Origin of the sequence: Stenotrophomonas veracruzanensis (assembly GCF_032911525.1) — a bacterium.
In the GTDB taxonomy this organism is placed as follows: Bacteria; Pseudomonadota; Gammaproteobacteria; order Xanthomonadales; family Xanthomonadaceae; genus Stenotrophomonas; species Stenotrophomonas africana.
Map to the genome: position 1 here is coordinate 1 of NZ_JAWJTI010000005.1, position 25,620 is coordinate 25,620.

23 protein-coding genes are annotated in these 25,620 nt (G+C 65.5%); 8 read left to right on the forward strand and 15 right to left on the reverse strand.

From position 1 onward, the window contains the following. Positions 1-187: 187 nt before the first annotated feature. Positions 188-1,555, reverse strand: coding sequence for an adenylosuccinate lyase (gene purB, locus R1H25_RS05800; protein WP_099590082.1), 1,368 nt, complete (start codon positions 1,553-1,555; stop codon positions 188-190). Positions 1,556-1,848: 293 nt separating this feature from the next. Between purB and R1H25_RS05805 the strand changes: the two genes are divergently transcribed. Then, positions 1,849-3,273: an aspartate ammonia-lyase gene (locus tag R1H25_RS05805; protein WP_049445687.1), complete on the forward strand. Its 1,425-nt coding sequence runs from the start codon at positions 1,849-1,851 to the stop codon at positions 3,271-3,273. 101 nt (positions 3,274-3,374) lie between these two features. Here R1H25_RS05805 and R1H25_RS05810 read toward each other — a convergent pair whose 3' ends face one another. From R1H25_RS05810 to R1H25_RS05840, 7 genes are all read right to left on the reverse strand, one after another. Further along, positions 3,375-3,800 carry a hypothetical protein gene (locus R1H25_RS05810; protein WP_317223020.1) on the reverse strand — a complete coding sequence of 142 codons (426 nt, stop codon included), beginning with the start codon at positions 3,798-3,800 and terminating at the stop codon, positions 3,375-3,377. A 100-nt stretch (positions 3,801-3,900) separates the two neighbouring features. Beyond that, positions 3,901-4,512, reverse strand: coding sequence for a DUF2884 family protein (locus R1H25_RS05815; RefSeq protein ID WP_049445682.1), 612 nt, complete (start codon positions 4,510-4,512; stop codon positions 3,901-3,903). A gap of 30 nt (positions 4,513-4,542) precedes the next feature. Continuing rightward, complete coding sequence (locus R1H25_RS05820) at positions 4,543-5,430, reverse strand: DUF4097 family beta strand repeat-containing protein (RefSeq protein ID WP_317223021.1); 888 nt, start codon at positions 5,428-5,430, stop codon at positions 4,543-4,545. A gap of 25 nt (positions 5,431-5,455) precedes the next feature. Next, positions 5,456-6,484 carry an ABC-2 transporter permease gene (locus R1H25_RS05825; RefSeq protein WP_049445678.1) on the reverse strand — a complete coding sequence of 343 codons (1,029 nt, stop codon included), beginning with the start codon at positions 6,482-6,484 and terminating at the stop codon, positions 5,456-5,458. Next, complete coding sequence (locus R1H25_RS05830) at positions 6,481-7,356, reverse strand: ABC transporter ATP-binding protein (RefSeq protein ID WP_317223022.1); 876 nt, start codon at positions 7,354-7,356, stop codon at positions 6,481-6,483. Before R1H25_RS05830 ends, R1H25_RS05825 begins: the two co-directional genes overlap by 4 nt. Continuing rightward, the gene (locus tag R1H25_RS05835; RefSeq protein ID WP_006453095.1) at positions 7,356-7,715 is read right to left on the reverse strand and encodes a GntR family transcriptional regulator; all 360 of its coding nucleotides are present in this window, start codon (positions 7,713-7,715) and stop codon (positions 7,356-7,358) included. Before R1H25_RS05835 ends, R1H25_RS05830 begins: the two co-directional genes overlap by 1 nt. Before the next feature lie 2 nt (positions 7,716-7,717). Next, a complete protein-coding gene (locus R1H25_RS05840; protein ID WP_317223023.1) occupies positions 7,718-7,957 on the reverse strand; it encodes a hypothetical protein in 240 nt (79 codons plus the stop codon). A 367-nt stretch (positions 7,958-8,324) separates the two neighbouring features. On the opposite strand from R1H25_RS05840, the gene R1H25_RS05845 reads away from it, so the two are divergent. The 5 genes from R1H25_RS05845 (at position 8,325) to R1H25_RS05865 (ending at position 12,288) form a co-directional block, all read left to right on the forward strand. Beyond that, a complete protein-coding gene (locus R1H25_RS05845; RefSeq protein WP_049445672.1) occupies positions 8,325-8,912 on the forward strand; it encodes a glutathione peroxidase in 588 nt (195 codons plus the stop codon). 96 nt (positions 8,913-9,008) lie between these two features. Continuing rightward, complete coding sequence (locus R1H25_RS05850; protein ID WP_295557337.1) at positions 9,009-9,986, forward strand: FKBP-type peptidyl-prolyl cis-trans isomerase; 978 nt, start codon at positions 9,009-9,011, stop codon at positions 9,984-9,986. 23 nt (positions 9,987-10,009) lie between these two features. Then, positions 10,010-11,359, forward strand: coding sequence for a UDP-glucose/GDP-mannose dehydrogenase family protein (locus R1H25_RS05855; RefSeq protein WP_049445668.1), 1,350 nt, complete (start codon positions 10,010-10,012; stop codon positions 11,357-11,359). Beyond that, on the forward strand, positions 11,352-11,591 hold the full coding sequence (locus tag R1H25_RS05860) for a SlyX family protein (protein ID WP_049445667.1): 240 nt from the start codon (positions 11,352-11,354) through the stop codon (positions 11,589-11,591). The genes R1H25_RS05855 and R1H25_RS05860 overlap by 8 nt, the downstream gene beginning before the upstream one ends. A gap of 10 nt (positions 11,592-11,601) precedes the next feature. Next, positions 11,602-12,288: a DUF2058 family protein gene (locus R1H25_RS05865; protein WP_317223024.1), complete on the forward strand. Its 687-nt coding sequence runs from the start codon at positions 11,602-11,604 to the stop codon at positions 12,286-12,288. 48 nt (positions 12,289-12,336) lie between these two features. Here R1H25_RS05865 and R1H25_RS05870 read toward each other — a convergent pair whose 3' ends face one another. From R1H25_RS05870 to R1H25_RS05885, 4 genes are all read right to left on the reverse strand, one after another. Then, positions 12,337-13,524, reverse strand: a complete 1,188-nt coding sequence (locus tag R1H25_RS05870; RefSeq protein WP_317223025.1) for an MFS transporter — start codon at positions 13,522-13,524, stop codon at positions 12,337-12,339. Between the two features lie 86 nt (positions 13,525-13,610). After that, positions 13,611-16,295: a methionine synthase gene (gene metH / locus R1H25_RS05875; RefSeq protein WP_317223026.1), complete on the reverse strand. Its 2,685-nt coding sequence runs from the start codon at positions 16,293-16,295 to the stop codon at positions 13,611-13,613. Continuing rightward, entirely contained in the window at positions 16,292-17,386 is a 1,095-nt protein-coding gene (locus R1H25_RS05880; RefSeq protein ID WP_099590089.1) for a homocysteine S-methyltransferase family protein, read from the reverse strand. Before R1H25_RS05880 ends, metH begins: the two co-directional genes overlap by 4 nt. Positions 17,387-17,399: 13 nt before the next feature. After that, positions 17,400-18,329, reverse strand: coding sequence for a metalloregulator ArsR/SmtB family transcription factor (locus R1H25_RS05885; RefSeq protein ID WP_317223027.1), 930 nt, complete (start codon positions 18,327-18,329; stop codon positions 17,400-17,402). Positions 18,330-18,482: 153 nt separating this feature from the next. Between R1H25_RS05885 and R1H25_RS05890 the strand changes: the two genes are divergently transcribed. Both R1H25_RS05890 and R1H25_RS05895 read left to right on the forward strand, forming a co-directional pair. After that, complete coding sequence (locus R1H25_RS05890) at positions 18,483-19,631, forward strand: acyl-CoA dehydrogenase family protein (protein ID WP_043402932.1); 1,149 nt, start codon at positions 18,483-18,485, stop codon at positions 19,629-19,631. 133 nt (positions 19,632-19,764) lie between these two features. After that, a complete protein-coding gene (locus tag R1H25_RS05895; RefSeq protein ID WP_317223105.1) occupies positions 19,765-20,052 on the forward strand; it encodes a hypothetical protein in 288 nt (95 codons plus the stop codon). Between the two features lie 253 nt (positions 20,053-20,305). Here R1H25_RS05895 and R1H25_RS05900 read toward each other — a convergent pair whose 3' ends face one another. Genes R1H25_RS05900 through R1H25_RS05910 form a run of 3 tightly spaced genes read right to left on the reverse strand, consistent with a single transcriptional unit; the run spans position 20,306 to position 25,419 of the window. Then, a complete protein-coding gene (locus R1H25_RS05900; protein ID WP_107379849.1) occupies positions 20,306-23,479 on the reverse strand; it encodes a multidrug efflux RND transporter permease subunit in 3,174 nt (1,057 codons plus the stop codon). Between the two features lie 15 nt (positions 23,480-23,494). Next, the gene (locus tag R1H25_RS05905; protein WP_317223028.1) at positions 23,495-24,763 is read right to left on the reverse strand and encodes an efflux RND transporter periplasmic adaptor subunit; all 1,269 of its coding nucleotides are present in this window, start codon (positions 24,761-24,763) and stop codon (positions 23,495-23,497) included. Continuing rightward, the gene (locus tag R1H25_RS05910) at positions 24,763-25,419 is read right to left on the reverse strand and encodes a TetR/AcrR family transcriptional regulator (protein WP_317223106.1); all 657 of its coding nucleotides are present in this window, start codon (positions 25,417-25,419) and stop codon (positions 24,763-24,765) included. Before R1H25_RS05910 ends, R1H25_RS05905 begins: the two co-directional genes overlap by 1 nt. Between the last annotated feature and the right edge of the window lie 201 nt (positions 25,420-25,620).

Below are 25,620 nucleotides of genomic sequence, written 5' to 3' on the forward strand. Positions count from 1 at the left end.
GGGGTGTCCGCGGCATGGATGCCGCGGCCAAGCCCCCAGGGATGGGTTCACGGCGTCCCCCGCGAACCCAACCCGCCCCGCCAAGCGAGGCAATAACCCAGAGCCGCTTTTGACGTTGATGTTGCTGTTGCCGTTGCCGTTGCCTGCCGCAGGCAGCGCCCGCGGCCGCCGCCGCAAAGGAAACCCCTTAGATCTTCTTCGCCAGCGACTCGGCCAGGCCGGTGTAGCTGCCCGGGGTCATCTCCAGCAGACGCTGCTTCGCATCCGCCGGCAGCTCCAGCCCCTGCACGAACGCACGCATCGACTCGGCGGTGATGCCCTGGCCACGGGTCAGCGCCTTCAACTGCTCGTACGGATTCGGCAGGCCGTGGCGACGCATCACCGTCTGCACGGCCTCGGCCAGCACTTCCCAGGCCGCGTCCAGATCGGCGTCCAGGCGCTGCGGGTTCACTTCCAGCTTGCCCAGGCCCTTGGCCAGCGAATCCAGCGCCACCTGGCTGTGGCCGAACGCGGTGCCCAGCGCACGCAGCACGGTGGAATCGGTCAGGTCACGCTGCCAGCGGCTGATCGGCAGCTTCGCGCTGAAGTGTTCGAACAGCGCATTGGCGATGCCGAAGTTGCCTTCCGCATTCTCGAAATCGATCGGGTTGACCTTGTGCGGCATCGTCGACGAACCAACTTCGCCTTCCTTCAGGCGCTGCTTGAAGTAGCCCAGCGAAACGTAGCCCCAGATGTCACGGGCCAGGTCGATCAGGATGATGTTGGCACGGCGTGCGGCATCGCCGATCTCGGCGATGTTGTCGTGCGGCTCGATCTGCGTGGTGTACGGGTTGAACACCAGGCCCAGGCCGCTCACGAAGCGCTCGGCGAAGGCCGGCCAGTCCACGTCCGGGTAGCTGGCGATGTGGGCGTTGTAGTTGCCCACCGCGCCGTTGATCTTGCCGGTCAGTTCGACCGCGGCGATCTGCCTGCGCTGGCGCTCCAGGCGGGCGACCACGTTGGCCAGCTCCTTGCCCAGGGTGGTCGGCGAGGCGGTCTGGCCGTGGGTGCGCGACAGCATCGGCTGGCCGGCCTGGGCGTGGGCCAGGCTGCGCAGGCTGTTGGCGATGCCGTCCAGGGTCGGCAGCAGCACCTCGCGGCGGGCCTGTTCCAGCATCAGGCCGTAGCTGAGGTTGTTGATGTCTTCGCTGGTGCAGGCGAAATGCACGAATTCCAGCGCCGGGGCCAGCTCGGCGTCGTCCTTCAGCTGTTCCTTGATGAAGTACTCCACCGCCTTGACGTCATGGTTGGTGGTGCGCTCGATCTCCTTCACGCGCGCGGCCTGGGCCGGGCTGAAGCTGGCGGCCAGCGCGCGCAGGCGGGCGATGGCAGCGTCGGAGAACGGGGCCAGTTCGACGATGCCCGGCTCGGCGGCCAGGGCCAGCAGCCATTCCACCTCGACCGTGATGCGGGCCTTGATCAGGCCGTATTCGGAGAAGATCGGGCGCAGGGCGTCGACCTTGCCGGCATAGCGGCCATCGAGTGGGGACAGGGCGAGCAGGGCGGAATCGGACATGTCGGCAGGGCTGGGGCGAGCGGCGGGGGCCATATTCTACGACGTGCCGGTCAGGTAGTGCCGGCCGCTGGCCGGCAACCACGCCCGGCCTACGCTTCCATGGATTGCCGGCCAGCGGCCGGCACTACCCTTGCGCGTGCACAACGGCCGTGCAGACGGAACGATCTGGCCCGCCCTCGTCATCCCACGCTGCGGGCAAGGGAGTATCGTTGGCGCAGCCGCCAGCCCGGGAAGCGACACCCTGCCAGCCGCCGCTTCCCTTTCCCCAACTGAAGTAGTGCGGAGTTGATGCAATGAGCAAAGCTGCAAGCAAGGGTTTCAGAATCGAACACGACAGCATGGGCGAGCTGCAGGTGCCTGCGGACGCCCTGTGGGGCGCCCAGACCCAGCGTGCCGTGCAGAATTTCCCAGTGTCGGGCCAGCGCATGCCGCGCGGTTTCATCCGTGCCCTGGGCCTGGTCAAGGGCGCTGCCGCCGGCGTAAACGCAGAGCTGGGCCACCTGCCGAAGACCGTGGCCAAGGCCATCCAGACCGCTGCCGCCGAAGTGGCCGCCGGCAACTGGGATGCGCACTTCCCGATCGATGTCTACCAGACCGGTTCTGGCACGTCGTCGAACATGAATGCCAATGAGGTCATCGCCACGCTGGCCAACCGTGCCGGCAAGGCGGGCAAGACCCCCGTGCACCCCAATGACCACGTCAACCAGGGGCAGAGCTCCAACGACGTGATTCCAACTGCGCTGCGCGTGTCGGCAGTGTTGGCGACGCATGAGCAGCTGCTGCCGGCGCTGGTGCACCTGCGCAGGACCCTGGACAAGAAGGGCCGCAGCCTGCGCAAGGTGGTCAAGACCGGCCGTACCCACCTGATGGACGCGATGCCGCTCACCTTCGAGCAGGAGTTCGGCGCGTGGTCTGCACAGTTGGCCTCGGCCCAGGAGCGCATCGAAGACAGCCTCAAGCGCGTGCGCCGCCTGCCGCTGGGCGGCACCGCCATCGGCACCGGCATCAATGCCGATCCGCGCTTTGGTGCACAGGTGGCCAAGGCGCTGAAGCAGCAGACCGGCTTCAAGTTCGACAGCGCCGAGAACAAGTTCGAAGGCCTGGCCGCGCAGGACGATGCAGTGGAGCTGTCGGGTCAGCTCAATGCACTGGCGGTGGCGCTGATCAAGATCGCCAATGATCTTCGCTGGATGAACGCCGGGCCGCTGGCCGGGCTGGGCGAGATCGAACTGCCGGCGCTGCAGCCGGGCAGCTCGATCATGCCGGGCAAGGTCAATCCGGTGATTCCGGAAGCGACCGTGATGGCCTGTGCGCAGGTGATCGGCCACCACACCGCGATTACCGTGGCCGGCCAGACCGGTAATTTCCAGCTCAACGTCACATTGCCGCTGATCGCCGTGAACCTGCTCGATGGCATCGGCCTGCTCGCCAACGTGTCCACACTGCTGGCGGACAGCGCGATCGCCGGGTTGAAGGTGCGTGAGGACCGCGTGGCCGAGGCACTGGCGCGTAATCCGATCCTGGTCACCGCGTTGAACCCGATCATCGGCTATGAGAAGGCTGCGGCGATTGCCAAGCGTGCCTACAAGGAACAGCGCCCGGTGCTGGACGTGGCACTGGAGGACAGCGGGTTGGCCGAAGCCGAGCTGCGGCGCCTGCTGGACCCGGCCGCGCTGACCGCTGGTGGCATCCACGCCGGCGGCGGTGGTGGCGGTTGATCTGCCGGTTGTAGAGTCGAGCCACGCTCGACTGTTGTTCCGGAGTCGAGCATGGGCTCGGCTCTACAAAAGGAAACGCCGCCCTTGGGCGGCGTTTTTCTTCAGCGACGGTCGGCGACGATGTTGCCGAAGGTGTCGGTGTAATCCTTGAACTCCGGGATGCGCTGGATCAGATCCGCCGGAATCACTTCCATGCCCTCCGGTGGCTGGATCTTCACCGGCTGCATGTTGGGATCGGCCGGGGCGGCCACCAGGGTGTTCTGGCGCAGGACCTGCAGTTTGCCGAACATGGTCTGCAGCATCTGCTTCTGTGCGTCGTCCAGCGGAATCTGGATCTCGTCCATCTTCATCGTGCCGTCGGCGAGGATGATGATGTTCGGTGCCGGCGGGCGACGCACGGTGACCATGCCTTCGCTGACGGAAATCTTGGGCTTGCCGCGCTCGGCGCGGTGGTTGCGGTACTCCTGGTCACAGCCGACCAGGCCGAGGCAGAGCAGGGCGACCAGCAGCAGAAACAGCTTCTTCATGACATTCGGTTCGTGCACGTCCGGGGGCCCCATTGTAAGCCCGCCAACGCAGTGCGACCGGCAACGGAAGGCCGCTGCCGGTCCGGTGCGTCGATGTGTCTCACTTGGAGAACGTGACCGAGTTGTTCTTGCCGCAGTCGTCCACGTCGCTCTGGTCCATCGTTGCGTACGGCTTGAAGGCCGGCAGCTCGCGCGCCAGTGCCTGCTGGCTGGCCAGCATCGCCGGCAGGCGTTCACAGATGCGCTTGGCCTGGGCCTCGATCTTCGCGGCTTCGGCGTTGATGCGCTTCTCGACACCTTCGCTGTCGCCGCTGAAGATGCCCTTCAGTGCTTCACCGGCCGCGTTGGCTCCCAGCTTGGCGCCGGCCAGGCCGACGTCCATGCCATCCATCGCGATGGCGACCACGTGGCCACGGTACTCCTGCAGGTGGCGGCGCTGGGTGTCGTTGACGGTGACCTCCTTTCCCGCGATCAGCAGGCGGCCATCCGGGCTGATTTCCGCGCGTGGCTGCTTGTCGGCCGAGATCTTGATGTTGCCCTGGGCGATGTCCTTGCGGGCATCGTCCATGGCTTCCTTGACGGTCTGGCCGACGCCACTGGTGGCTTCGGAGACGCTCTTGCCAACGGTCTTGTCGGACGAGGACGAGGTGCCGCCGCAGGCGATCAGCGGCAGGGACAGCAGCACAGCGGGCAACAGGCGCAACAGGTTCATGGTGGTCCCCTGGAGGTGTCTGGAAGTGGATTACTTGCTGCGCGGCAGGGTGACCTTGCCGCTGACATTGCGATGATCGACGTCACCGCTGCCGCTGTGGTCGACGGTCAGGCTGCCGCCAACGCCGTCGACCTGGATGTCGCCCGAGCCGTGGCTGCGGACGTGCACATTGCCGCCGATGTCGGCCAGGTCGATGCCGCCGGAGCCGACCACGCCCACCTCGACGCTGCCCTTCACCCGCTTGAACTCGATATCACCGGAGCCCACGGTATCCAGCCGCGCGTTGCCACGCACATCGGTGATCTTCAGGTCACCGGAGCCGACGGTACCGGTGCTGGCGTCGCCGCTGATGTTGCGTACGGTGACATCGCCGGAACCCAGCGACAGCAGGTTCAGGGAGCTGCCGCCATCGATGTTGAGGTCGCCGGAACCCACTGCAGCGTGGATGCTGCCGCGGGTACCGCGGGCCACGGCGTCACCGGAGCCGACGTCCACGCTGAGCGACTGTGCGTTTTCCACGCTGGCATCGCCCGAGCCGACCTTGAACTGCAGCGGCAGGTTGTCCGGCACGCTGCCGCGGATATCCAGCCAGGCATAGCTGTTGCCCAGGCTGATGCCGCTTTGGCGGCCGTCGCGGCGCAGGCTCACCACCAGCTTGTCGCCCACCTTGCGCTGGTCCAGTACCAGCTGGTCCAGCCATTCCTGGCTGGAGGCACAGGCGCGCCCTTCCAGCTGACCGCCGCCGGCGCTGGCGACCACCTTCAGGTCATGCTGATTGACCTCGAACACCACCGTTCTGGCACCGGCCACGTCCAGCTTCAGCGCGCGGGCGGCAGTGAACTTGCAGTTCGGAGCATCGGCGGCCAGCGCCGACAACGGCAACAGCAACAACGCGGAACAGGCGAGCAGGGAACGCATGGGTGGTGCCTCCGGATGGATGGGATCAGATCTCGCCGGCGCGCTTGCGCAGGCGGATGGCAAGGAAGATGAACACTGCACCGACGGCCGCACCGATCCACAGTTCCGGCATCGCCAGCGACTTCAACTGTGAAGCCGGGGACATCAGGCTGACCACCGAGTCCAGGTCGCGGCGCGAACCTTCACCGGCGCTGAGCCGATACAGCAGGTCCATGCCAGGGACACCGCCCAGCAGCAGGCGGCCGACGATGTTCTGCCAGAACCAGCCGGTGGTCAGGCCGAACAGCGGCATGATCTTGGTGGTGCTGACGATGACACCGGCAAACAGCGGCAGCATCACCGCCCACAGGAACGGCTTGCTCTTGGCCCAGGCCGAGCACAGCAGCAGCCAGCCGGCGGTGGGCAGCGCCCACAGGGCATAGACCGGAATCCAGGCCAGATGGCCTGCGGCCAGGGTCAACGGGCTGGCCGGACCCCAGATCAGCGCCATCGGGCTGCCGCCGTGCATCAGCGCGACGACACTGATGATCAACATGAAGCCGAACATGGTGATGATGCCGGCGATGACCGCGATCAACGGTGCCACGATCAGTGCGCTGATCACCTTGGACAGCACGGTCTGGGTATCCGACAGCGGCAACGACTTCCAGAACAGGATGCTGCGGTCGCGGCGATCGTCGTACAGGGCGCCCAGGCAGTAGAAGAACACGACGAAGGCCAGTACCAGGAACGGCCACGCCGAGCTGAGCACCAGGGTCAGGTCCAGGCCATTGCCGAGATCGGCCAGATCCTTGCCGTTGATGTTGCGGGTGAGCAGTGCCAGGTCCAGGCCATTGACGTTCACGCTTTCGCCATCGACATGCAGGGCGCCGTTGCGCGCTGCGCGGTTCAGCGCGAACAGGCCGAAGGCGATGCCCACGGTGCTCATCACCAGCGAGATCAGGCCGGCGATCAGCGGGGCATACAGGAAACCGCCGCGGTTCTCCCAGTACTCGCGCTTGAGCAGCCAGCGCAGGGTACCCAACGGGCTGACGGGGTGGTTGACGGCATTCATGCGTAGGTCCCCTTCATGATGGCGACGAACAGGTCGGCCAGGCCCGGGCTGCGGGTCTCGCCGAGGGTGGAGAGCTGGGTGCGCGGCACGCCATCGAACAGCATCACGGTCTTGCCGAACGCCAGGCTGCGCTCGTCGATCGGCTTCAACGCGCGGGCCGTTTCGAGCTGGTCGGCATTGACCAGCAGCTCGGTGTAACGCTGGCCGACCTCGTCCATTTCCGCATCGAGCACGATGCGGCCATCACGGATGAACATCACATCGCTGAGGATGTGCTCGATCTCTTCCACCTGGTGGGTGGTGACGATGATGGTCTTCTGTTCGTCGAAGTAGTCTTCCAGCAGGCGCTGGTAGAACTCCTTGCGATAGAGGATGTCCAGGCCCAGGGTGGGCTCGTCAAGCACCAGGACGCGGGCATCGATGGCCATCACCAGCGCCAGGTGCAGCTGCACGATCATGCCCTTGGACAGTTCGCGTACACGCTGCTTCGGCTGCAACTTGGTGTTGGCCAGGAAGCGCTCACAACGGGCGCGGTCGAAGCGCGGGTGGACGCCGGCGACGAAATCGATCGCTTCGCGGACCTTCAGCCAGCGCGGCAGCACGGCGACGTCGGCGATGAAGCAGATGTCCTTCATCAGTTCGTCGCGATGCAGCCGTGGGTCGCGGCCGAGCACGTTCAGGTCGCCTTCCACCGAGGTCAGGCCAAGGATGGCCTTCAATGCGGTGGTCTTGCCGGCGCCGTTGGGGCCGATCAGGCCGACGATGCGCCCACTCGGAATGCTGAAGCTGGCGTTGTCGAGGGCGACGGTGGTCTTGTAGGCCTTGCGCAGGCCGCGGGCGGTGATGACCGATTCGCTTGCAGTGCTATTCATCAGACTTTCCCCTGGGGCAGCAATTCATCAAGGCTCAGGCCCAGGCGCTGGATGCGCTCCAGCACGGCCGGCCATTCTTCGTTGAGGAAACGGTCGCGCTCGCTGCTGCGCAGCTGCGTGGCCGCCTGCTCGGTCATGAACATGCCCAGGCCGCGGCGCTTCTCGACCAGGCCTTCGTCGGCCAGTTCCTGGTAAGCGCGCGAAACGGTGATGGGGTTGAGTTGATAGTCGGCGGCCACCTGGCGCACCGAAGGCAGGGCATCGCCCGGCTTGAGGATTCCGTCGAGCATCATGGCGATCACGCGCTCCTTCAACTGACGGTAGATGGGAGCGCCGTCGCTCCACTGGATGTCGCTCATATTCAGCTCCGTGGGGTCAGCGGCTGGGCGAACGAGAAATACGGCATGGACAGGGAGCTGTGCAGCCGACGCGGGGGAGGGGGGGAGGAGGGGTTGGCGTTCCCTGCCGGAGAGGCGGTCGCGTCCTGCGCACTGTCAGCGGAGTCGGGGAGGCTGGGCGCGGCCAACCAGGCCAGCACGATCAGGGTCGAAACAGCAGCGGCCGCGGGTGCGGTGAGGTTGCGACGGATCCGGACGTTCATGGCTTCCCCCTGTCTCAGGTGACTGGTGTTGTATGCAACTATAACACCGGCACGCCTACGTGCAACCCCTGCCGTCCCCAACTGATGGCAGGGGGCAGTCAGATTGCTGAAATATCCCTTTATTCAATTGATTTAGAAGAGAAATAGAGCTGTCGCAGCGGGCAATCCGCACCCACCTTCCATTCAGTGATGTCCATGCTATGTCATCCCGGCACCGCCGATCGCGCCCGTGCAGCGCATTCGCCACGCCGCGCAAAGCCCTGCTGGGCCGATGCCATCAAGGGCGCCGGAGCCCGGTGCTATAGTTCGGCCGATTCCCGGCCGGCAGTGGCCGGGCCTTGTGAATGGCTACCGCGGACCACTCCTGATGCCCCTGTCGACCGTTTCCCCGCGCCGCCTGCGCGGTCTGTCCCTGCTGGCCTTGTTGGTGGCCGGCATCGCCGGTTCCACCAGTGCGCTGGCCGCCGATCTGCTCGACCTGGACTACCGGCCGCTGGCCAGCAAGCAGCAGGTCAACCTGCAGCAGCGCTACCACGGTCAGGTGCTGCTGGTGGTCAACACCGCCAGCAAATGCGGCTACACCCCGCAGTACGAGGGGCTGGAGGCGCTGCAGAAGCGCTATGCCGGCCGGGGTTTCGCGGTGCTGGGCTTCCCGTCCAACGACTTCAAGGGCCAGGAACCGGGTGATGAGAAGCAGATCCAGGACTTCTGCACCCTGACCTACGGCGTCAAGTTCCCGATGTTCGAGAAGGTGCATGTGATCGGCGCGGAGGCTACGCCGCTGTACCAGCGCCTGACCGCGGCCACCGGCGTGGCGCCGGGCTGGAACTTCCACAAGTACCTGGTCGGCCGCGATGGCAAGGTCATCGCCCAGTTCGCCAGCAAGGTGACGCCGGACGATCCGCAGCTGACCGCGGCCATCGACAAGGCGCTGGCCGCAGCGGCCACGCATTGATATCCGGCACGCATGCCTCGACATCGACGGCATGCGTGCGACAATGTTCCTTTTCGCGCCGACGTCGGCGCCCAGACACTTCCAGGAATGCAGCGAATGAAGATGGGAATGCGCGGCGCCGCGGCGTCGGTTCTGATTCTGGCGATGGGCACTTCGGGTGTCGCTCTGTCGCAACAACCGGCTGCCCCCGCAGCCGCCAAGGAGACCGCAACCTTGAATTCCCCCAAGCAGAAGCTCGGCTACGCCATCGGCCTGGACGTGGCCAAGTCGTTCACCCCGATCGCCGATGAGATCGACGTTGCCGCCCTGCGCACCGCCGTCGAGCGCTCGTTCGAAGGCCTGCAGCCGCAGATCACCCAGGAACAGGCCAAGGCCACCGATGCCGCGCTGCGCCAGGTCGTGATGGCCCGCAGCGGCCAGCAGGTGCCGGGCGTGGCACCGGGCTCGCAGCCGGCGAAGGTGGACCGCGTCAAGGTGTCGCAGATGATTGGTTCGTACTCGGTGGGTCCGTCGCTGGCGCAGTTGAAGGACGACATCGACGTCGCCTCGCTGTTTGACGCGATCAGCACCGGCCTGAGCAAGGGCCAGCCGAAGATGACGGAAGCTGACGCGACCGCCACCATTCAGGCCTTCATGGGCAGCAAGCAGGCTGAAATGCAGGCCAAGGCTGCCGCCGCCGCGCAGACCAACCGTGAGGAAGGCAATGCGTTCATGGCCAAGAACAAGACCCAGCCGGGCGTGGTGACCACCGCGTCGGGCCTGCAGTACCAGATCATCCGCCCGGGCAGCGGCGAGCGTCCGCTGCCGAGCAGCAAGGTGCGCGTGAACTACGAAGGCAAGCTGCTCAACGGCACCGTGTTCGACAGCTCCTATGGTCGTCAGCCGGCCGAGTTCGGTCTGGACCAGGTGATCAAGGGCTGGACCGAAGGCGTCGCGCTGATGCCGGTCGGTTCGAAGTACCGCTTCTGGATCCCCGGCAACCTGGCCTATGGCGAAAACGGCACCCCGGGTGGCCCGATCGGCCCGAACGCGACCCTGACGTTCGACGTCGAGCTGCTGGGCGTTCTGCCGTAAGTCATCCAGGAGCGAATACGGATATGCGCGTTGCGATTTTTGGTACCGGTTACGTTGGACTGGTGACCGGTACCTGCCTGGCCGATGTTGGTCATCAGGTGGTCTGTGTCGATATCGACCAGGCCAAGGTGGATGGCCTCAACCAGGGCATCATCCCGATCTATGAACCCGGCCTGGAGCCGATGGTGAAGGCCAACCATGCCGCAACGCGGCTGGCGTTCACCACCGATGCCGCGGCCGCCATCGATCATGGCCAGGTGGTGTTCATCGCCGTCGGCACGCCGCCGGACGAGGATGGCAGTGCCGATCTTCAATACGTGCTTGCCGTTGCCCGTACCATCGGTCGGCACATGAGCGTGCCGACCGTGGTAGTGAACAAGTCGACGGTGCCGGTCGGCACCGCCGACAAGGTGCGTGCCGCCATTGCCGAAGAGCTGGCCACGCGTGGCGCGGACATCGCGTTTGACGTGGTGTCCAACCCGGAATTCCTGAAGGAAGGCGATGCGGTTGCGGACTGCATGCGGCCGGACCGCATCATCATCGGTGCGGCCAATGAAGAGTCGGTGGCGGTGATGCGCCGCCTGTATGCGCCGTTCAACCGCAACCATGACCGTGTGGTGGAAATGGACGTGCGTTCGGCGGAGCTGACCAAGTACGCGGCCAATGCGATGCTGGCGACCAAGATTTCGTTCATGAATGAAATCGCCAACATTGCCGAACGCGTCGGTGCCGACGTCGAGCAGGTCCGCCAGGGCATCGGTTCGGACCCGCGCATCGGCTGGCACTTCATCTATCCCGGCGCCGGCTACGGCGGCTCGTGCTTCCCCAAGGACGTGCAGGCGCTGGCCCGCACCGCCCAGCAGTATGGCCTCGAGCCGAAGCTGCTGAACGCGGTGGAAGCGGTCAATGACGCGCAGAAGGGCCATCTGTTCGCCCTCATCCAGCGCCATTACGACAAGGGCGAAGACGAAGGCGTGCGCGGCAAGACCTTTGCCGTGTGGGGCCTGGCGTTCAAGCCGAACACCGACGACATGCGCGAGGCCTCCAGCCGCCGCCTGCTGGCGCAGCTGTGGGAAGCTGGTGCGACGGTGCGTGCCTACGATCCGGAAGCGATGCACGAATCGCAGCGCATCTTCGGTGAGCGCGATGACCTGGTGTTCTGCAACAGTGCCGATGAAGCACTGCAGGGTGCGGACGCGCTGGTGGTGGTTACCGAGTGGAAGCAGTTCCGCAGCCCCGATTTCCAGAAGCTGCGTGAGCAGCTGAAGGATGCGGCGGTGTTCGACGGGCGCAACCTGTACGAGCCGGCCGAAGTGGAAGCCGCAGGCCTGGCCTACTACGGCATCGGCCGGGGGCGCTCGCTGCATGTCTGATCTACCGTCCGAACGCGAGCAGGCGTTGGAAGCGCGCCTGGTCGAGCTGGAAATGCGCGTATCCTTCCAGGAGCAGGCGCTGGCCGAGCTGAGCGATGCGTTGGCCGACGCCCGCATGCAGGGCATGCGCAACGCCGACGTGCTGCGCGTGCTGCTGGAAGACCTGGGCAAGGTCCGCAACGCACTGAATTCTTCCGATCCGGCGAGCGAACCGCCGCCGCCGCACTACTGATCCGAATCCTATGAGCGATACCCTCCGCGACCAGCTGATGGGCCTGGGCTTCAAGCCGGCGCCCAAGCCCGAGCGCAAGAATGATGGCCCCCGCCGTGACGGCCGCCCGCAGGGCAAGGGTGGCAATGGCAATGACAATGGAAAGCCGCAGGGCGCAGGCAAGGGCGAGCACAAGCCCGGCGAGCGCCGTGGGCAGGGCCATGGTGGTCCGGGCAAGCCCGGTGGCCAGCGTGGCCAGGGCCAGCAGGGCCCGCGCAAGCCGCGCAGCGCCGAAGAGATGGATCTGGCCAAGGCCTATGCCATCCGTGCGCAGCGGGAGAAGGAGGAGCGCATCGAGACCGAGCGCCTGAAGCAGGAAGAGGCGCGCGTGCGTCGCGAGGCGAAGGCCAAGCTGGAAGAACTGCTGAAGGACAAGAGCCTCAATGCCGAAGCGGCGGACATTGCCCGCCACTTCCCGTATGGCGGCAAGATCAAGCGCATCTACGTGACGGCCGAACAGCTGACCGCGCTCAATGCCGGTGAGCTGGGCGTGGTCCAGCTCAATGGCCGTTACCTGCTGGTGACTGCCGAGGTGCTGGCACAGTCCGAGGCGGTGTTCGCCGCATCGGTGGCGCTGAAGGTCGATCCGAATGCGCCGGCCGAGGAAGATCCCTACGCCGACCCGCAGTACCAGGTGCCGGACGACCTGGTCTGGTAATCAGGCCAGCAGGATGATCGAAACGCCGGGCACTGCCCGGCGTTTTCGTTACGGGGCATGCATGCTGCTGCGGCGTGCGCGGATCAGCGGCAGGCTCAGCGCGAAGAAGCACAGCACGGCGCCGACCAACGCGAAGCCGCTGCCGGCAAGGAAGGCCGTGCGGCCGTCATCGATCTTCCACAGCTGGCCGGCAATGAGCGCGCCCAGCACGCCGCCGACTCCGGACGAGAAGCCGTACAGCAGGCCTTGGCCATGGCCATTGAGGCGGCCCGGGAAGTAGGTCGCCAGCATCTGCATTGCCGCTGCGAAGAAGGCGGCGAATCCCAGTGCATGCGCGCTCTGCGCGACCAGCATCACTGGCAGGTTCTGCGGGAACAGGGCGGTGACGGCCCAGCGCAGGCAGGAGCTCACCAGTGCGATCAACAGCATCCAGCTGGCGTCGTAGCGGCGGAAGAAGCGGCCGATGGTGAAGAACACGCCGACCTCGAACACCACGCCGACGGTCCACAGCAGGCCGAGCGTGGACGTGCGGTAGCCGTGATGGTCCATGTAGACCGAGAAGAACGTGTAGTACGGCCCGAACGAGAGCTGTTCCATGAAGGCGGCGAGGAAGAACGCCAGCACCGGTGGCCGCCGCACGATCTGCCAGAATCCGCTGGCATCGCCTTCAGCCTTGCCGACGCCGCGTGCGTAGTTGTTGCTGAAGGCGGACACCACCATCAGCGCGAACAGTGGCAGCATCATCCACGGCAGCAGCCCGGCGTGGCTGGTGGTGCCGTCGCCCTCGATCAGCCACCCGAACAGGGTCACGACGGCGATGAATCCGAGCGAGCCCCAGACCCGGATCAATCCGTAGCGATGGCTGTCACTGCCCAGGTGGGTGAGGGTGATCGACTCGAACTGCGGCATCACCGCGTTGTAGAAGAAGCAGAACACCACCATCGCCGGATACATCCACGGCTGCGGCAAGGGAAGCAGGAACGCTGCGAAGCTGACCAGGGTCAGGACGCAACCGATGCGCAGCAGGCGGATCGGTCGTGGCGATGCCGCCGCCAGCGAAGTCCATGTACTGGGCGCGATCACGCGGGTGGCATACCACAGGCCCATCATCACGCTGATGGCGGTCACGCTCATGCCGCGCGCGGTCAAAAACAGGCTCCAGTACGGAGTGAACGCGCCCAGCGCCGCGTAATAGAACAGGTAGAAGCTGGAAAGACGGGCAACGGGAACGGTCATCGCGGAATGATGAAGCAAAAAGGGGACGGAGGGGATCAAGTCGTTTGTGCCCAAAACGACTTGATCCCCTCCGTCCCCTTTCTGTGTCATTCGGGATCGTAGTCCAGGTTGGAGGCCAGCCAGCGCTCGGCCTGGGCGCGGTCCACGCCTTTGCGGCGGGCGTAGTCGCTGACCTGTTCGCGGCTGAGTCGTCCCACCACGAAGTACTGGCTCTGCGGATGACTGAAGTAGTAGCCCGACACCGCGGCCGTGGGCAGCATCGCGAAACTCTCGGTCAGCTCCATGCCTGCGTTGGCTTCGGCCTGCAGCAGGTCGAACAGCCGGCGCTTCTCGCTGTGCTCCGGACAGGCCGGATAACCGGGGGCCGGACGGATGCCGCGGTACTGCTCGTCGATCAGGGCTTCGTTGTCCAGCGTCTCGGCCTGCTCATGGCCCCAGAAGTCGGTCCGCACGCGCTGGTGCAGGCGTTCGGCCAGCGCTTCGGCGAGGCGGTCGGCCAGTGCCTTCAGCAGGATCGCGTTGTAGTCGTCGTGGTCGGCTTCGAAGCGCGCCACATGCGCGTCGATGCCGATACCGGCAGTGACGGCAAAGGCGCCGATCCAGTCCTGCTTGCCGCTGTCGGCCGGCGCGATGAAATCGGCCAGGCAGAAGTCCGGGCGCTCGGCCGGCTTGTCCACCTGCTGGCGCAGGAAGTGCAGGGTGGTCTCGCCCTGCGGGTGCTGCACGCGCACGTCGTCGCCGACGCTGTTGGCCGGCCACAGGCCGAACACGGCCTTGGCGGTCAGCCATTTCTCGCCGACGATGCGCTCGAGCATCGCGCGGGCATCCTTGTACAGATCGCTGGCCTGGGTGCCGACGATCTCGTCGGTGAGGATGGCCGGGAACTTGCCGGCCAGTTCCCAGGCCTGGAAGAACGGCGTCCAGTCGATGTAGTCGACCAGTTCGGCCAGCGGGTAGTCGTCGAATACGTGCAGGCCGGGCTGGTTCGGTTCCGGCGGCGTGTAGCTGTCCCATCCCCCCTGGAATTTCTGCCCGCGTGCATGTTCCAGCGTGACCAAGCGCTTGGCGTCGCCACGGTTTCGGTGGCGGGCGCGGATCTCGGCATAGTCGGCTTCGTTGGCGGCCACGAAGGCATCGCGCAGGTCACGCGAGATCAGCGACTGGGCCACACCGACCGCGCGCGAGGCATCCTTCACCCACACCGTGGGCGCTTTGTAATGCGGGTCGATCTTCAGCGCGGTATGCGCACGCGAGGTAGTGGCGCCACCGATCAGCAGCGGCAGCTCGAAGCCCTGGCGCTGCATCTCGCGGGCGACGTGGCTCATCTCCTCCAGCGAGGGAGTGATCAGTCCGGACAGGCCGATCAGGTCGGCGTTGTGTTCGCGGGCGGCATCGAGGATTTTCTGCGCCGGCACCATCACGCCAAGATCGACGACCTCGAAGTTGTTGCAGGCCAGGACCACGCCGACGATGTTCTTGCCGATGTCATGCACATCGCCCTTCACCGTGGCCATGATGATCTTGCCGTTGCTCTTGGCGGTGTCGCCGCTGCGTGCCTTCTCCGCCTCGATGTATGGCAGGAGGTAGGCCACGGCCTTCTTCATCACCCGCGCGGACTTGACCACCTGTGGCAGGAACATCTTGCCGGCGCCGAACAGGTCGCCGACCACGTTCATGCCATCCATCAACGGGCCTTCGATCACGTCCAGCGGGCGGCTGGAGGCCTGCCGGGCCAGTTCGGTGTCTTCTTCCACGAAGGCATCCAGGCCGTGCACCAGTGCATGCGCCAGGCGCTGCGCCACCGGCTTCTCGCGCCAGGCCAGGTCTTCGGTCTTCGCCGCGCCTTTCCTGCCCTTGTAACGCTCGGCGATTTCCAGCAGGCGCTCGGTGGCATCGCTGCGTCGGTTGAGGATCACATCCTCCACGCGCTCCCGCAGTTCCGGTTCCAGTTCGTCGTAGATCGGCATCGCGCCGGCGTTGACGATACCCATGTCCATGCCGGCGGCGATGGCGTGGTACAGGAACACCGAGTGGATGGCCTGGCGCACCGTTTCGTTGCCACGGAACGAGAACGAGACGTTGGAGACGCCACCGGAGACATGGCAGTGCGGCAGCGTCTGCTTGATGATGCGGGTGGCTTCGATGAAATCCACTGCATAGTTGTCGTGCTCTTCGATACCGGTCGCGACGGCGAAGATGTTCGGGTCGAAGATGATGTCCTGCGGCGGGAAACCGATCTCGTCGACAAGGATGCGGTAGGCGCGGGTGCAGATCTCGACCTTGCGCGCGCAGGTATCGGCCTGCCCGGCTTCATCGAAGGCCATGACCACCGCGGCGGCGCCATAGCGCAGGACCTTGCGCGCGTGTTCGCGGAACAGCGCCTCGCCTTCCTTCAGCGAGATCGAGTTGACGACGCTCTTGCCCTGCAGGCACTTCAGGCCGGCCTCGATCACGCTCCACTTGGAGGAGTCGACCATCACCGGGATGCGGGCGATGTCCGGTTCGGACATGATCAGGTTGAGGTAGCGGGTCATCGCCGCTTCCGAATCGATCAGGCCCTCGTCCATGTTGACGTCGAGGATCTGCGCGCCGCTGGCGACCTGCTGGCGGGCCACGTCCACCGCTTCTTCGTAGCGGCCTTCCTTGATCAGTTTGCGGAACTGCGCGCTGCCGGTGACGTTGGTGCGTTCGCCGACGTTGATGAACAACAGGTCCGGGGTGATGACCAGCGGCTCCAGGCCGGACAGGCGGGTGTAGGGCGAGGTGCTCATGCGGCCTGCTGCTCCTGGGAACCGGGCAGGGCGCGCGGCGGCAGCCCGGCCACGGCCTGGGCGATCGCGCGGATATGGTCGGGCGTGGAGCCGCAGCAGCCGCCGACCAGGTTCAACAGGCCATCCTCGGCGAAACCTCGCAGGGTGGTGGCCATTTCTTCGGGCGTCTCGTCGTACTCGCCAAAGGCATTGGGCAGGCCCGCGTTGGGATGCGCACTGACATGACAGTCCGACACCTGCGAGAGGGTTTCCACGTGCGGGCGCATCGCTTCCGCGCCCAATGCGCAGTTCAGCCCGATGGACAGCGGGCGCGCATGTGCCAGTGACGCATGGAAGGCCTCGGCGGTCTGTCCGGACAGGGTGCGACCGGAGGCATCGGTGATGGTGCCGGAAATCATGATCGGCAGCCGCGCCCCGCGTGCGTCGAAGGCTTCTTCAATGGCATACAGCGCGGCCTTGGCATTGAGCGTGTCGAAGATGGTTTCGACCATGATCGTGTCGGCACCGCCGTCGATCAGGCCGTCGATGGCTTCGCGGTAGGTGTCGCGCAGTTCGTCGAAGCTGGTGTTGCGGAAGCCGGGGTCATTGACGTCGGGGCTGATCGAGGCCGTGCGGCTGGTCGGGCCAAGCACGCCGATGACGAAGCGCGGTTTGTCCGGCGTGCTCGCAGTGGCGGCATCGCAGCAGGCACGAGCTACCGCAGCGCCCGCCTTGTTCAGCTCATAGACCAGGTGTTCGAGGTGGTAGTCGGCCTGACTGACCGAGGTGGCGTTGAAGGTGTTGGTCTCGACCAGATCCGCACCGGCTTCGAGATAGGCGGTATGGATGTCGGCAATGACCTGCGGCCGGGTCAACAGCAGCAGATCGTTGTTGCCTTTGAGATCGTGACCTTCCGGTGTGCCGTGGTCGCAGCCGGGGCCATGGGCGTGGTCGTAACCATCGGCGAAGCGCTCGCCTCGGTAATCGTCTTCCTGCAGCCCATGGCGCTGGATCATCGTCCCCATCGCGCCGTCGATGATCAGGATCCGCTGGCGCAGGGCGTCGAGCAGGGCATTGACACGATCAGGATGCAACCAGGGCAGGGCGGACATGGCGTTCTCGGGCTCAGGGCTTGTTGGCGATCAGCGAAATCACTTCAAAGTGCGGCGGGCGCTTCTCGCGGGTAACCGTCTCCAGGCTTGATACCTGCAGGCCGGCCTTGTCGACGAACCTGCGCAGCTCCTTGTCGCTGAAGCCGAGGTTGACGTGGCCGTAGGCCTCCACTGCCGCCTTGTGCTCATGGCGGGCCAGGCTGCACAGCAGCAGGCGCCCGCCCTGGCGCAGCACGCGCGCGGCTTCGGTTACCGCCTGCGCCGGCTTGCTGGCGTAGGTCAGCGCGTGCATCAGCACCACCAGGTCGAAGCTGCCGTCCTTGAACGGCAGCGCATGCATGTCGCCCTCGCGCACTTCCACATTGGGCAGGCGGCGCAGGCGCTCGCTGGCGGCGGCAACCACGCGCGCGCTGGTATCGATGCAGATGTAGCGCTTGGCATGCGGGGCGACGAGTTCGGCCAGCACGCCGTCGCCGGAGGCGATGTCCAGCACGTCGCCGGTTTCCAGCAGCGGCAGCGCGGTACGCGCCAGCGCTTCCCAGGTACGGCCAGGGGAGTAGTGGCGCTCCATGTCGCCGGCCACGCTGTCGGCCCAGTTCTGGTCGGAGGCGCGGTGGGCCAGGACGGCGGCAACACGTTCGGCGTCCTGCCGCAGCAGCGGGTCGTCGCTTCCGTTGCTCAGGGCATGCCACAATGCACGCTGCGCCGGGTCCAGCTGGGCCTCGTCGAAGCGGTAATAGGCCGACACGCCGGCACGGCGGTCGCGAACCAGGCCGGCTTCCTTCAGGCGCGCCAGGTGGGTGGAGACGCGCGGCTGTGCCAGGCGGGTGATCGCTGACAGTTCGGCCACGGTCAGTTCCTCCTGCTCCAGCAGCGCCAGCAGGCGCACGCGGGTCGCATCGGCGAACACCTTCAGGCGTGTCGACCAGTCTTCAAGATCCATAAATATCTACCTATCGCGATATAGAGATATATTCGCCGAGAGCGCCTGCCGCGGTCAAGTCGCTGGCGTACGGAATTCCCCGGGCCCCGGTACAATCGGGGCACCTGGGCGCGCCGTGCGCGGCCCATAACATCATGTACCCGGGAGGGTGTTGTGGATTTCAGCTTTACTGAAGAGCAGTTGATGTTGCAGGACGTTGCGCGGCGCATCGCGCAGGAAAAGATCGCCCCGAGCGCGGAGCACCATGACCGCACCGGCGAGTTCCCGCTGGACAACATACGCCTGCTGGGCGAGAACGGCCTGATGGGCATCGAAGTGCCGACCGAATACGGTGGCGCGGGCATGGACCCGGTTGCGTACGTGCTGGCGATGGTGGAGGTCGCTGCCGCCGACGCTGCCCACTCGACCATCATGTCGGTCAACAACTCGCTGTTCTGCAATGGCATCCTCACCCACGGTACCGAGGAACAGAAGCAGAAGTACGTGCGTGCCATCGCCGAGGGCGAGGCCATCGGCGCGTTTGCGCTGACCGAGCCGCAGTCCGGTTCGGACGCCACGGCCATGCGCTGCCGCGCCGTGAAGCAGGCCGACGGCACCTTCATCATCAACGGCAAGAAGAGCTGGATCACCTCCGGCCCGGTGGCCAAGTACATCGTGCTGTTCGCGATGAGCGAGCCGGACAAGGGCGCGCGCGGCATCACCGCCTTCCTCATCGATACCGACAAGGCGGGCTTCGGTCGCGGCAAGACCGAACCGAAGCTGGGCATCCGTGCCTCGGCCACCTGCGAGATCGAGTTCAACGATTACGTGGCGCAGGCCGAAGACGTGCTGGGCCAGGAAGGCGAGGGCTTCAAGATCGCCATGAGCGTGCTCGATGCTGGCCGCATCGGTATCGCCTCGCAGGCCATCGGCATCGCCCGCGCCGCCTATGAAGCGACCCTGGAATACGTGAAGGAGCGCAAGGCATTCGGCGCGGCCATCGGCACCTTCCAGATGACCCAGGCCAAGATTGCCGACATGAAGTGCAAGCTGGATGCAGCGCTGCTGCTGACCCTGCGCGCGGCGTGGGTGAAGGGCCAGGGCAAGCGTTTCAGCACGGAAGCGGCCGTGGCCAAGCTGACCGCTTCGGAAGCGGCGATGTGGATCACCCACCAGGCCGTGCAGATCCACGGTGGCATGGGGTACTCCAAGGAAATGCCGCTGGAGCGCTACTTCCGTGATGCCAAGATCACCGAGATCTACGAGGGTACTTCGGAAATCCAGCGCCTGGTGATCGCCCGCAACGAGACCGGGCTGCGTTGAGTTCGACCGGCCGCGCCGCTGCAACGGCGGCGCGGCCGGTAGATCCACGCCATGCGTGGATCTACACGGTCTTCTTGGCCGGGCGATAGCCGATCTGTTCCAATACAGATCGTTTATTACGCGGTCTGCAATGATGATCTATCGTGGTTGGGGATTCATGACGCTGGTGACGCCGATTGCAGCCATCCTGCTGCTGGCGTACTTCTTCCCGCATGAAGGCCCCAGGGGCAACACTCCGCTGACGCAGGTTCTGTTGGGTGCAGGCATTGGCGCGGCGGTAAACGTAATGCTGGGCCTGTGGTTCAACCGTGCGCCCCGGCAGAAGGGCGAGGCCGCACCCCATCATTTCTTCTTTGTGCCGATGCAATGGGCTGCGCTGGTACTCGTAGTGGTGTGCGTGGCGGTCGCGCTGTTGCGCTGAGGGGTTGGAGCTTGCCGTAGAGCCGAGCCCATGCTCGGCTTTCGCGGCCAGTAGATCCACGCCATGCGTGGATGCGCCGTGGCCTGCGCTTTCTGTAGAGCCGAGCCCATGCTCGGCTCGGGTAAAAGCAGCCGAGCATGGGCTCGGCTCTACAGGAAGCAAAAGCAGCCGAGCGTGGGCTCGGCTCTACGGAAACCTGCAAAAAAGGCCCCGGATCGCTCCGGGGCCTTTCTCGTTTCAGTTCACCGCTGGATCAACGATCCGGACGGTGTGCAGCATCTGCGTCGCGCTGGCGTTCCATGAACTCCTTGGACGGTTCATCCAGCTTGTCGCCCAGCATGCGGCGCACGACCACGAAGAACACCGGGATCATCAGCAGGCCGAGCAGGGTCGCGAACAGCATGCCGCCGATCACGCCGGTACCGATGGCATGGCGGGAGTTGGCGCCGGCACCGGTGGAGATCGCCATCGGGATCACGCCCATGATGAACGCGAACGACGTCATCAGGATCGGGCGGAAGCGCAGACGGGCCGCCTCGATGGTGGCGTCGCGCAGGTTCTTGCCTGCTGCACGTTGCTCTACCGCGAACTCCACGATCAGGATCGCGTTCTTCGCTGCCAGGCCGATCACGGTGATCAGACCGATCTTGAAGAACAGATCGTTGGGCAGGCCGCGCAGCATCGAAAGGCCGAGGGCGCCGAGCACACCCAGTGGTACCACCAACAGCACCGCGACCGGGATCGACCAGCTCTCATACAGGGCGGCCAGGCACAGGAACACCACCACGATGGACAGCACCAGCAGCAGCGTCGCGGCGTTGCCGGCCAGGATTTCCTGGTAGGACATGCCCGACCAGTCGTAGCCGAAGCCGGCCGGCAGGTCGTCGTTGACGATGCTCTCCATGGTCTGCATCGCCTCGCCCGAGCTGGTACCCGGGGCCTGCGAGCCGACGATGTTGATCGCCGAGTAGCCGTTGTAGCGGCTCAGCGACGGCGGTGCCGACACCCATTCGGACTTGACCACCGTGTTCAGCGGGATCATCGAATTGGTGCCATCGGCGTTCTTGGTCAGGCTGGACGGGCTGTAGAAGCTCTTCAGCGATTCCTGGCCGGTGCGGTACGGACCATCGGCCTGCATGGTCACGCGCTTGATGCGGCCTTCGTAGAAGAAGTCGTTGACGTACACCGGGGCCAGCATCAGCTGGATGGTGCTGTACACGTCCGACACCGACATGCCCATCGACTGCGCCTGCACGCGGTCCACGTGCAGTTGCAGCTGCGGGGCATTTTCCAGGCCGTTCGGGCGCACGCCAACCAGGTGGTCCGGCTTCTGTGCGGCCTGGCCGAGCAGGATGTTGCGGGCCTGGGTCAGCTGCTCGTAACCGGCACCGCTACGGTCCTGCAGCCACATGTCGAAGCCGCCGAACTGGCCGAGGCCCTGCACGGTGGGCAGGTTGACCACGAAGATCTGCGCTTCCTTGATGCCATAGAACGCGCCGTTCATGTTCTGGATGAACTCGGGCGCGGTGAACTTGCGTTCCTCCCACGGCTTCAGGCGGATGAAGCCCATGCCGACGTTCTCGCCGGAACCGACGAAGCTGAAGCCGGCCACCTGCAGCATGCCCTCATAGCCATCCTGCTTTTCCAGGATGCCGCGCATCTGGCCGAACACTTCGTTGGTCTGGCCCTTGGTCGAGCCCGGCGGCAGCTGCACGATCGCCAGCGCATAGCCCTGGTCTTCTTCCGGCAGGAAGCTGCCCGGCATGCGGGTGAACAGGAAGCCGCACAGTGCGGTCAGCACCACGAACAGGATCATCCAGCGCGGCGCATGGCGCACCGCCGAGGTGATATGGCCCACGTAGGTGTGGCTGATCTTGTCGTAGTACTTGTTGAAGGTGCGGTAGACGATGTTCGGGTTGTCGTTGTGCGTCGGCTTGAGGAAGGTCGCGCACAGCGCCGGGGTGAAGCCCAGCGCCAGGAACGCCGAGAACGCCATCGAGATGGCGATGGTCAGGGCGAACTGCTTGTAGATCTCACCGGCGGCGCCGCCCTGCAGGGCGGACGGGATGAACACCGCCGCCAGCACGACGGTGATCGCCACCACCGCGCCGGTGATCTGGGTCATCGCCTTCTGCGTGGCCGGCTTCGGCGCCAGGCCTTCCTCGGTCATGATGCGTTCGACGTTCTCGATCACCACGATCGCGTCATCGACCACGATGCCGATCGCCAGCACCATCGCGAACAGGGTCAGCTGGTTGATCGTGAAGCCGATCATCCACATGCCCAGGAAGGTGCCGAGCAGGGCCACCGGGATGACCAGGGTCGGGATGAGGGTGGCGCGGAAGTTCTGCAGGAAGATCAGCATCACCAGGAACACCAGGAACACTGCTTCGAACAGTGTCTTGACCACTTCCTGGATCGAGATCTTGACGAAGGTGGTGCTGTCGTACGGCGAGAACCAGGTCACGCCGGACGGGAAGCTGGGCTGCAGCTCGTCCATCTTGCCGCGCACCGCATCGGCCACGTTCAGGGCGTTGGCGCCCGGCAGCAGCTGGATGGCGAAGGCACCTGTCGGCTTGCCGTTGTACTGGGTGTCGAAGCCGTAGTTGTTGGCACCGAATGCAACGCGGGCGATGTCCTTCAGCAGCACGCGCGAGCCGTCAGCGTTGGCGCGCAGGATGATGTTCTCGAATTCCTGCGGCGAGCTGAAGCGGCCTTCAGCCGAGACCGTGGCGGTGAAGTGCTGGCCTTCCGGCGACGGGTCCGAACCCAGCGCACCGGCGGCGAACTGCACGTTCTGCGCACGTACCGCGGCCAGCACCTGGCTGGCCGACAGGCCATAACCCTGCATCTTTTCCGGGTTCAGCCAGATGTTCATGGCGTACTCGGAACCGAACTGCTGGGTGCTGCCGACGCCGGGGATGCGCGAGACCTGGTCGAGCACGCGTGAACCGACGATGTCGTTCAGGGCGTCACGGTTGATGGCCGGCGTATCGGACTGCAGCGCGATCACCATCAGGAAGCCGGCGTTGGCCTTGGCCACCACCACACCCTGCTGGGTCACTTCCGAAGGCAGGCGTGGCGTGGCCAGCGACACCTTGTTCTGCACCTGCACCTGCGCGATGTCCGGATCGGTACCGGTTTCGAAGGTCAGGGTGATCTGCGCGCGGCCGTTGGAGGCGGACGAAGAGCTGAAGTACAACAGGTGATCGATACCGGTCAGCTGCTGCTCGATCACCTGGGTGACCGATTTTTCGGTGGTATCCGCGCTGGCGCCCGGGTAGGTCGCCGAGACGGTGACCTGCGGCGGGGCGATGTTGGGATAGGACTCCACGCCCAGGTTGAGGATCGCGATCACGCCGCTGAGCGAGATCAGGATCGCAACCACCCAGGCGAAGACTGGATGTTCGATGAAAAATTTAGGCATGACGGAAGGTTCCCGTTACTGCTTGTTCGAATCGGTGGCGGCCGGCTTGGCCGCATCGGCCTGCTCGGGCTTGGCCGCGTCGGCCGGTGCCTTGCCTGCGGCCGGTGCCGCGCCCGCAGGAGCGGCGCCGCCCGCAGCAGGCTTGCCGTTGGCGTCCTGCCCCGGGGTCCACGGCTTGGCCACCGCCGGTGCACCTTCCTTGACCTTCTGCACGCCGGCCACGATCACCTTGTCACCGGCGGCCAGGCCGTCGCTGACCAGCCAGTTGCCGTTCTGCGCGCCATCGGTCTTGACGTTCTTGCGCACGACCTTGCCGTCTGCACCGACCACCATCACGTAACCGCCGGTGGTATCGCGCAGCAGGGCCTGCTGCGGCACCAGGTAGGCGTTGTTGCGCTCGCCCAGGTTGGCCTGGAAGCTGACGAAGGCGCCCGGCAGCAGGATCTGCTGCGGGTTCGGCAGCAGCGCACGCAGCGACACCGCGCCGGTGGCCGGGTCGACCGTGGTGGAGGAGAAGTCCAGCGTGCCCGGTTCACTGTAGGTGGTGCCGTCGGCCAGCTTGACGTTGACCGTGGCCTTGCCATCGCCGGACAGCGCCAGCGCACCCTTGGCCTGCTGGGCGCGCAGCTGGGTCAGCTCATCCACGCTCAGCGAGAAGTTGACGTACAGCGGGTCGAGCTGGTCGACGGTGGTCAGCAGGGTCACATCGCCCTGGCCGACCAGCGCACCCTCGGTAACCTGCTGCTTGTTGGCCACGCCGCTGATCGGCGCCGTCACTTCGGTGTAGCCCAGGTTGATGCGCGAGGAGGTCACTGCCGCTTCGGCCTGCTTGACCGCAGCCAGCGCGGTGCGCTCGGCCGATTCGGCGTTGTCCAGGTCGGACTTGGAGACGAACTGCTGCGGGGCCAGCGAACGCGCGCGGTCGGCCGCGACCTTGGCGTTGGCGTAGGTTGCGCGGGCCGAGGCCAGCTGGGCCTCGGAGGCATTGAGCGAGGCACGCAGCGGCGCCGGGTCGATCAGGAACAGGGTCTGGCCCTGCTTGACCTGCGAGCCCTCCTGGTAGACGCGCTTGAGCAGCACGCCCGGCACACGCGCGCGCACGTCGGCGCTGCGGAACGGCGACAGGCGGCCGACCAGCTCACGCTGCAGCGGCAGGGTCTGCGGCTTGGCGTCGATCACGCCCACCTCCGGCGGCGGGGGCGTCTGCTGTTCCGGCTTCTTGCAGGCAGCCAGAGCGACAGCAACGGCGCACGTCAAGGCAAGGGTGCGGAGTGGGGCGATCATCAGGAGGAACTCCGGGGTTGGTTTGTAGACGGGGCCGCCGACGGCTGTGGCGCGAACGCGCGCAGGAAGCTGTCGACGGAGAACTCTGCCCAGCGCCGACGCAGCAGCGCGTCATCACGATGGGGGGTATGGAAGCGCTGTTTGTCGAAATCCTGACCGGCGATCATGCTCAGCAGCAGTTCGGCCATGAAGTGCGGGTCGTCATGCCGGAGCTGGCCTTGCATGCAAACGGTTTCAATCCATTCAGCAAGATGAAGCGTCAGCGCGCCGGCGCCATGCCGGTACAGCGTACGCGCCTCTTCGGGAAACTGGGACGCATCGGCGGCGATCAGCCGACAGGCCTGGCCCACGTGCGGTTGGTTGAAATGCTCCAGGAAGTCGATGGCGAACTGGAGCAGGCTGGCACGCAGGTCGTCACTGCGGAGTGCACGAACCATGGCGCCGGTGGCGTGGCCGACATGGCGCTGCATCACCCGCCGCAGCAGGTCCTGCTTGCTGCCATAGCGCGAGTACAGGGTCTGCTTGGAGCAGCCGGCGTGCTGGGCCACCGCGTCCATGCTCATCTGCATGCCCTGCTGGGCCAGCAGCTCGCGCACGGCATCGAACACGCGCTCATCGCGTGCGTCGAGGGCAACGGGGAGGTAGGCCGGGTTCACGCGGTGGACTATACCGTCCAGTTCAGGATTGTGGAATCGAATCCGGGTCGCCGCGTGTGTCTTCCGGTAACACGCTTTGCCGATCCTGTCGGCAGTGCTGAAGCGGGCGCCAGCACCATACCGGTGCGAACTGAATAGGCGTCTAAACCGCAGCAAACCCGAATCTACTTATTCCGTCCTGCAGCAAGGCCTTTTCATGCG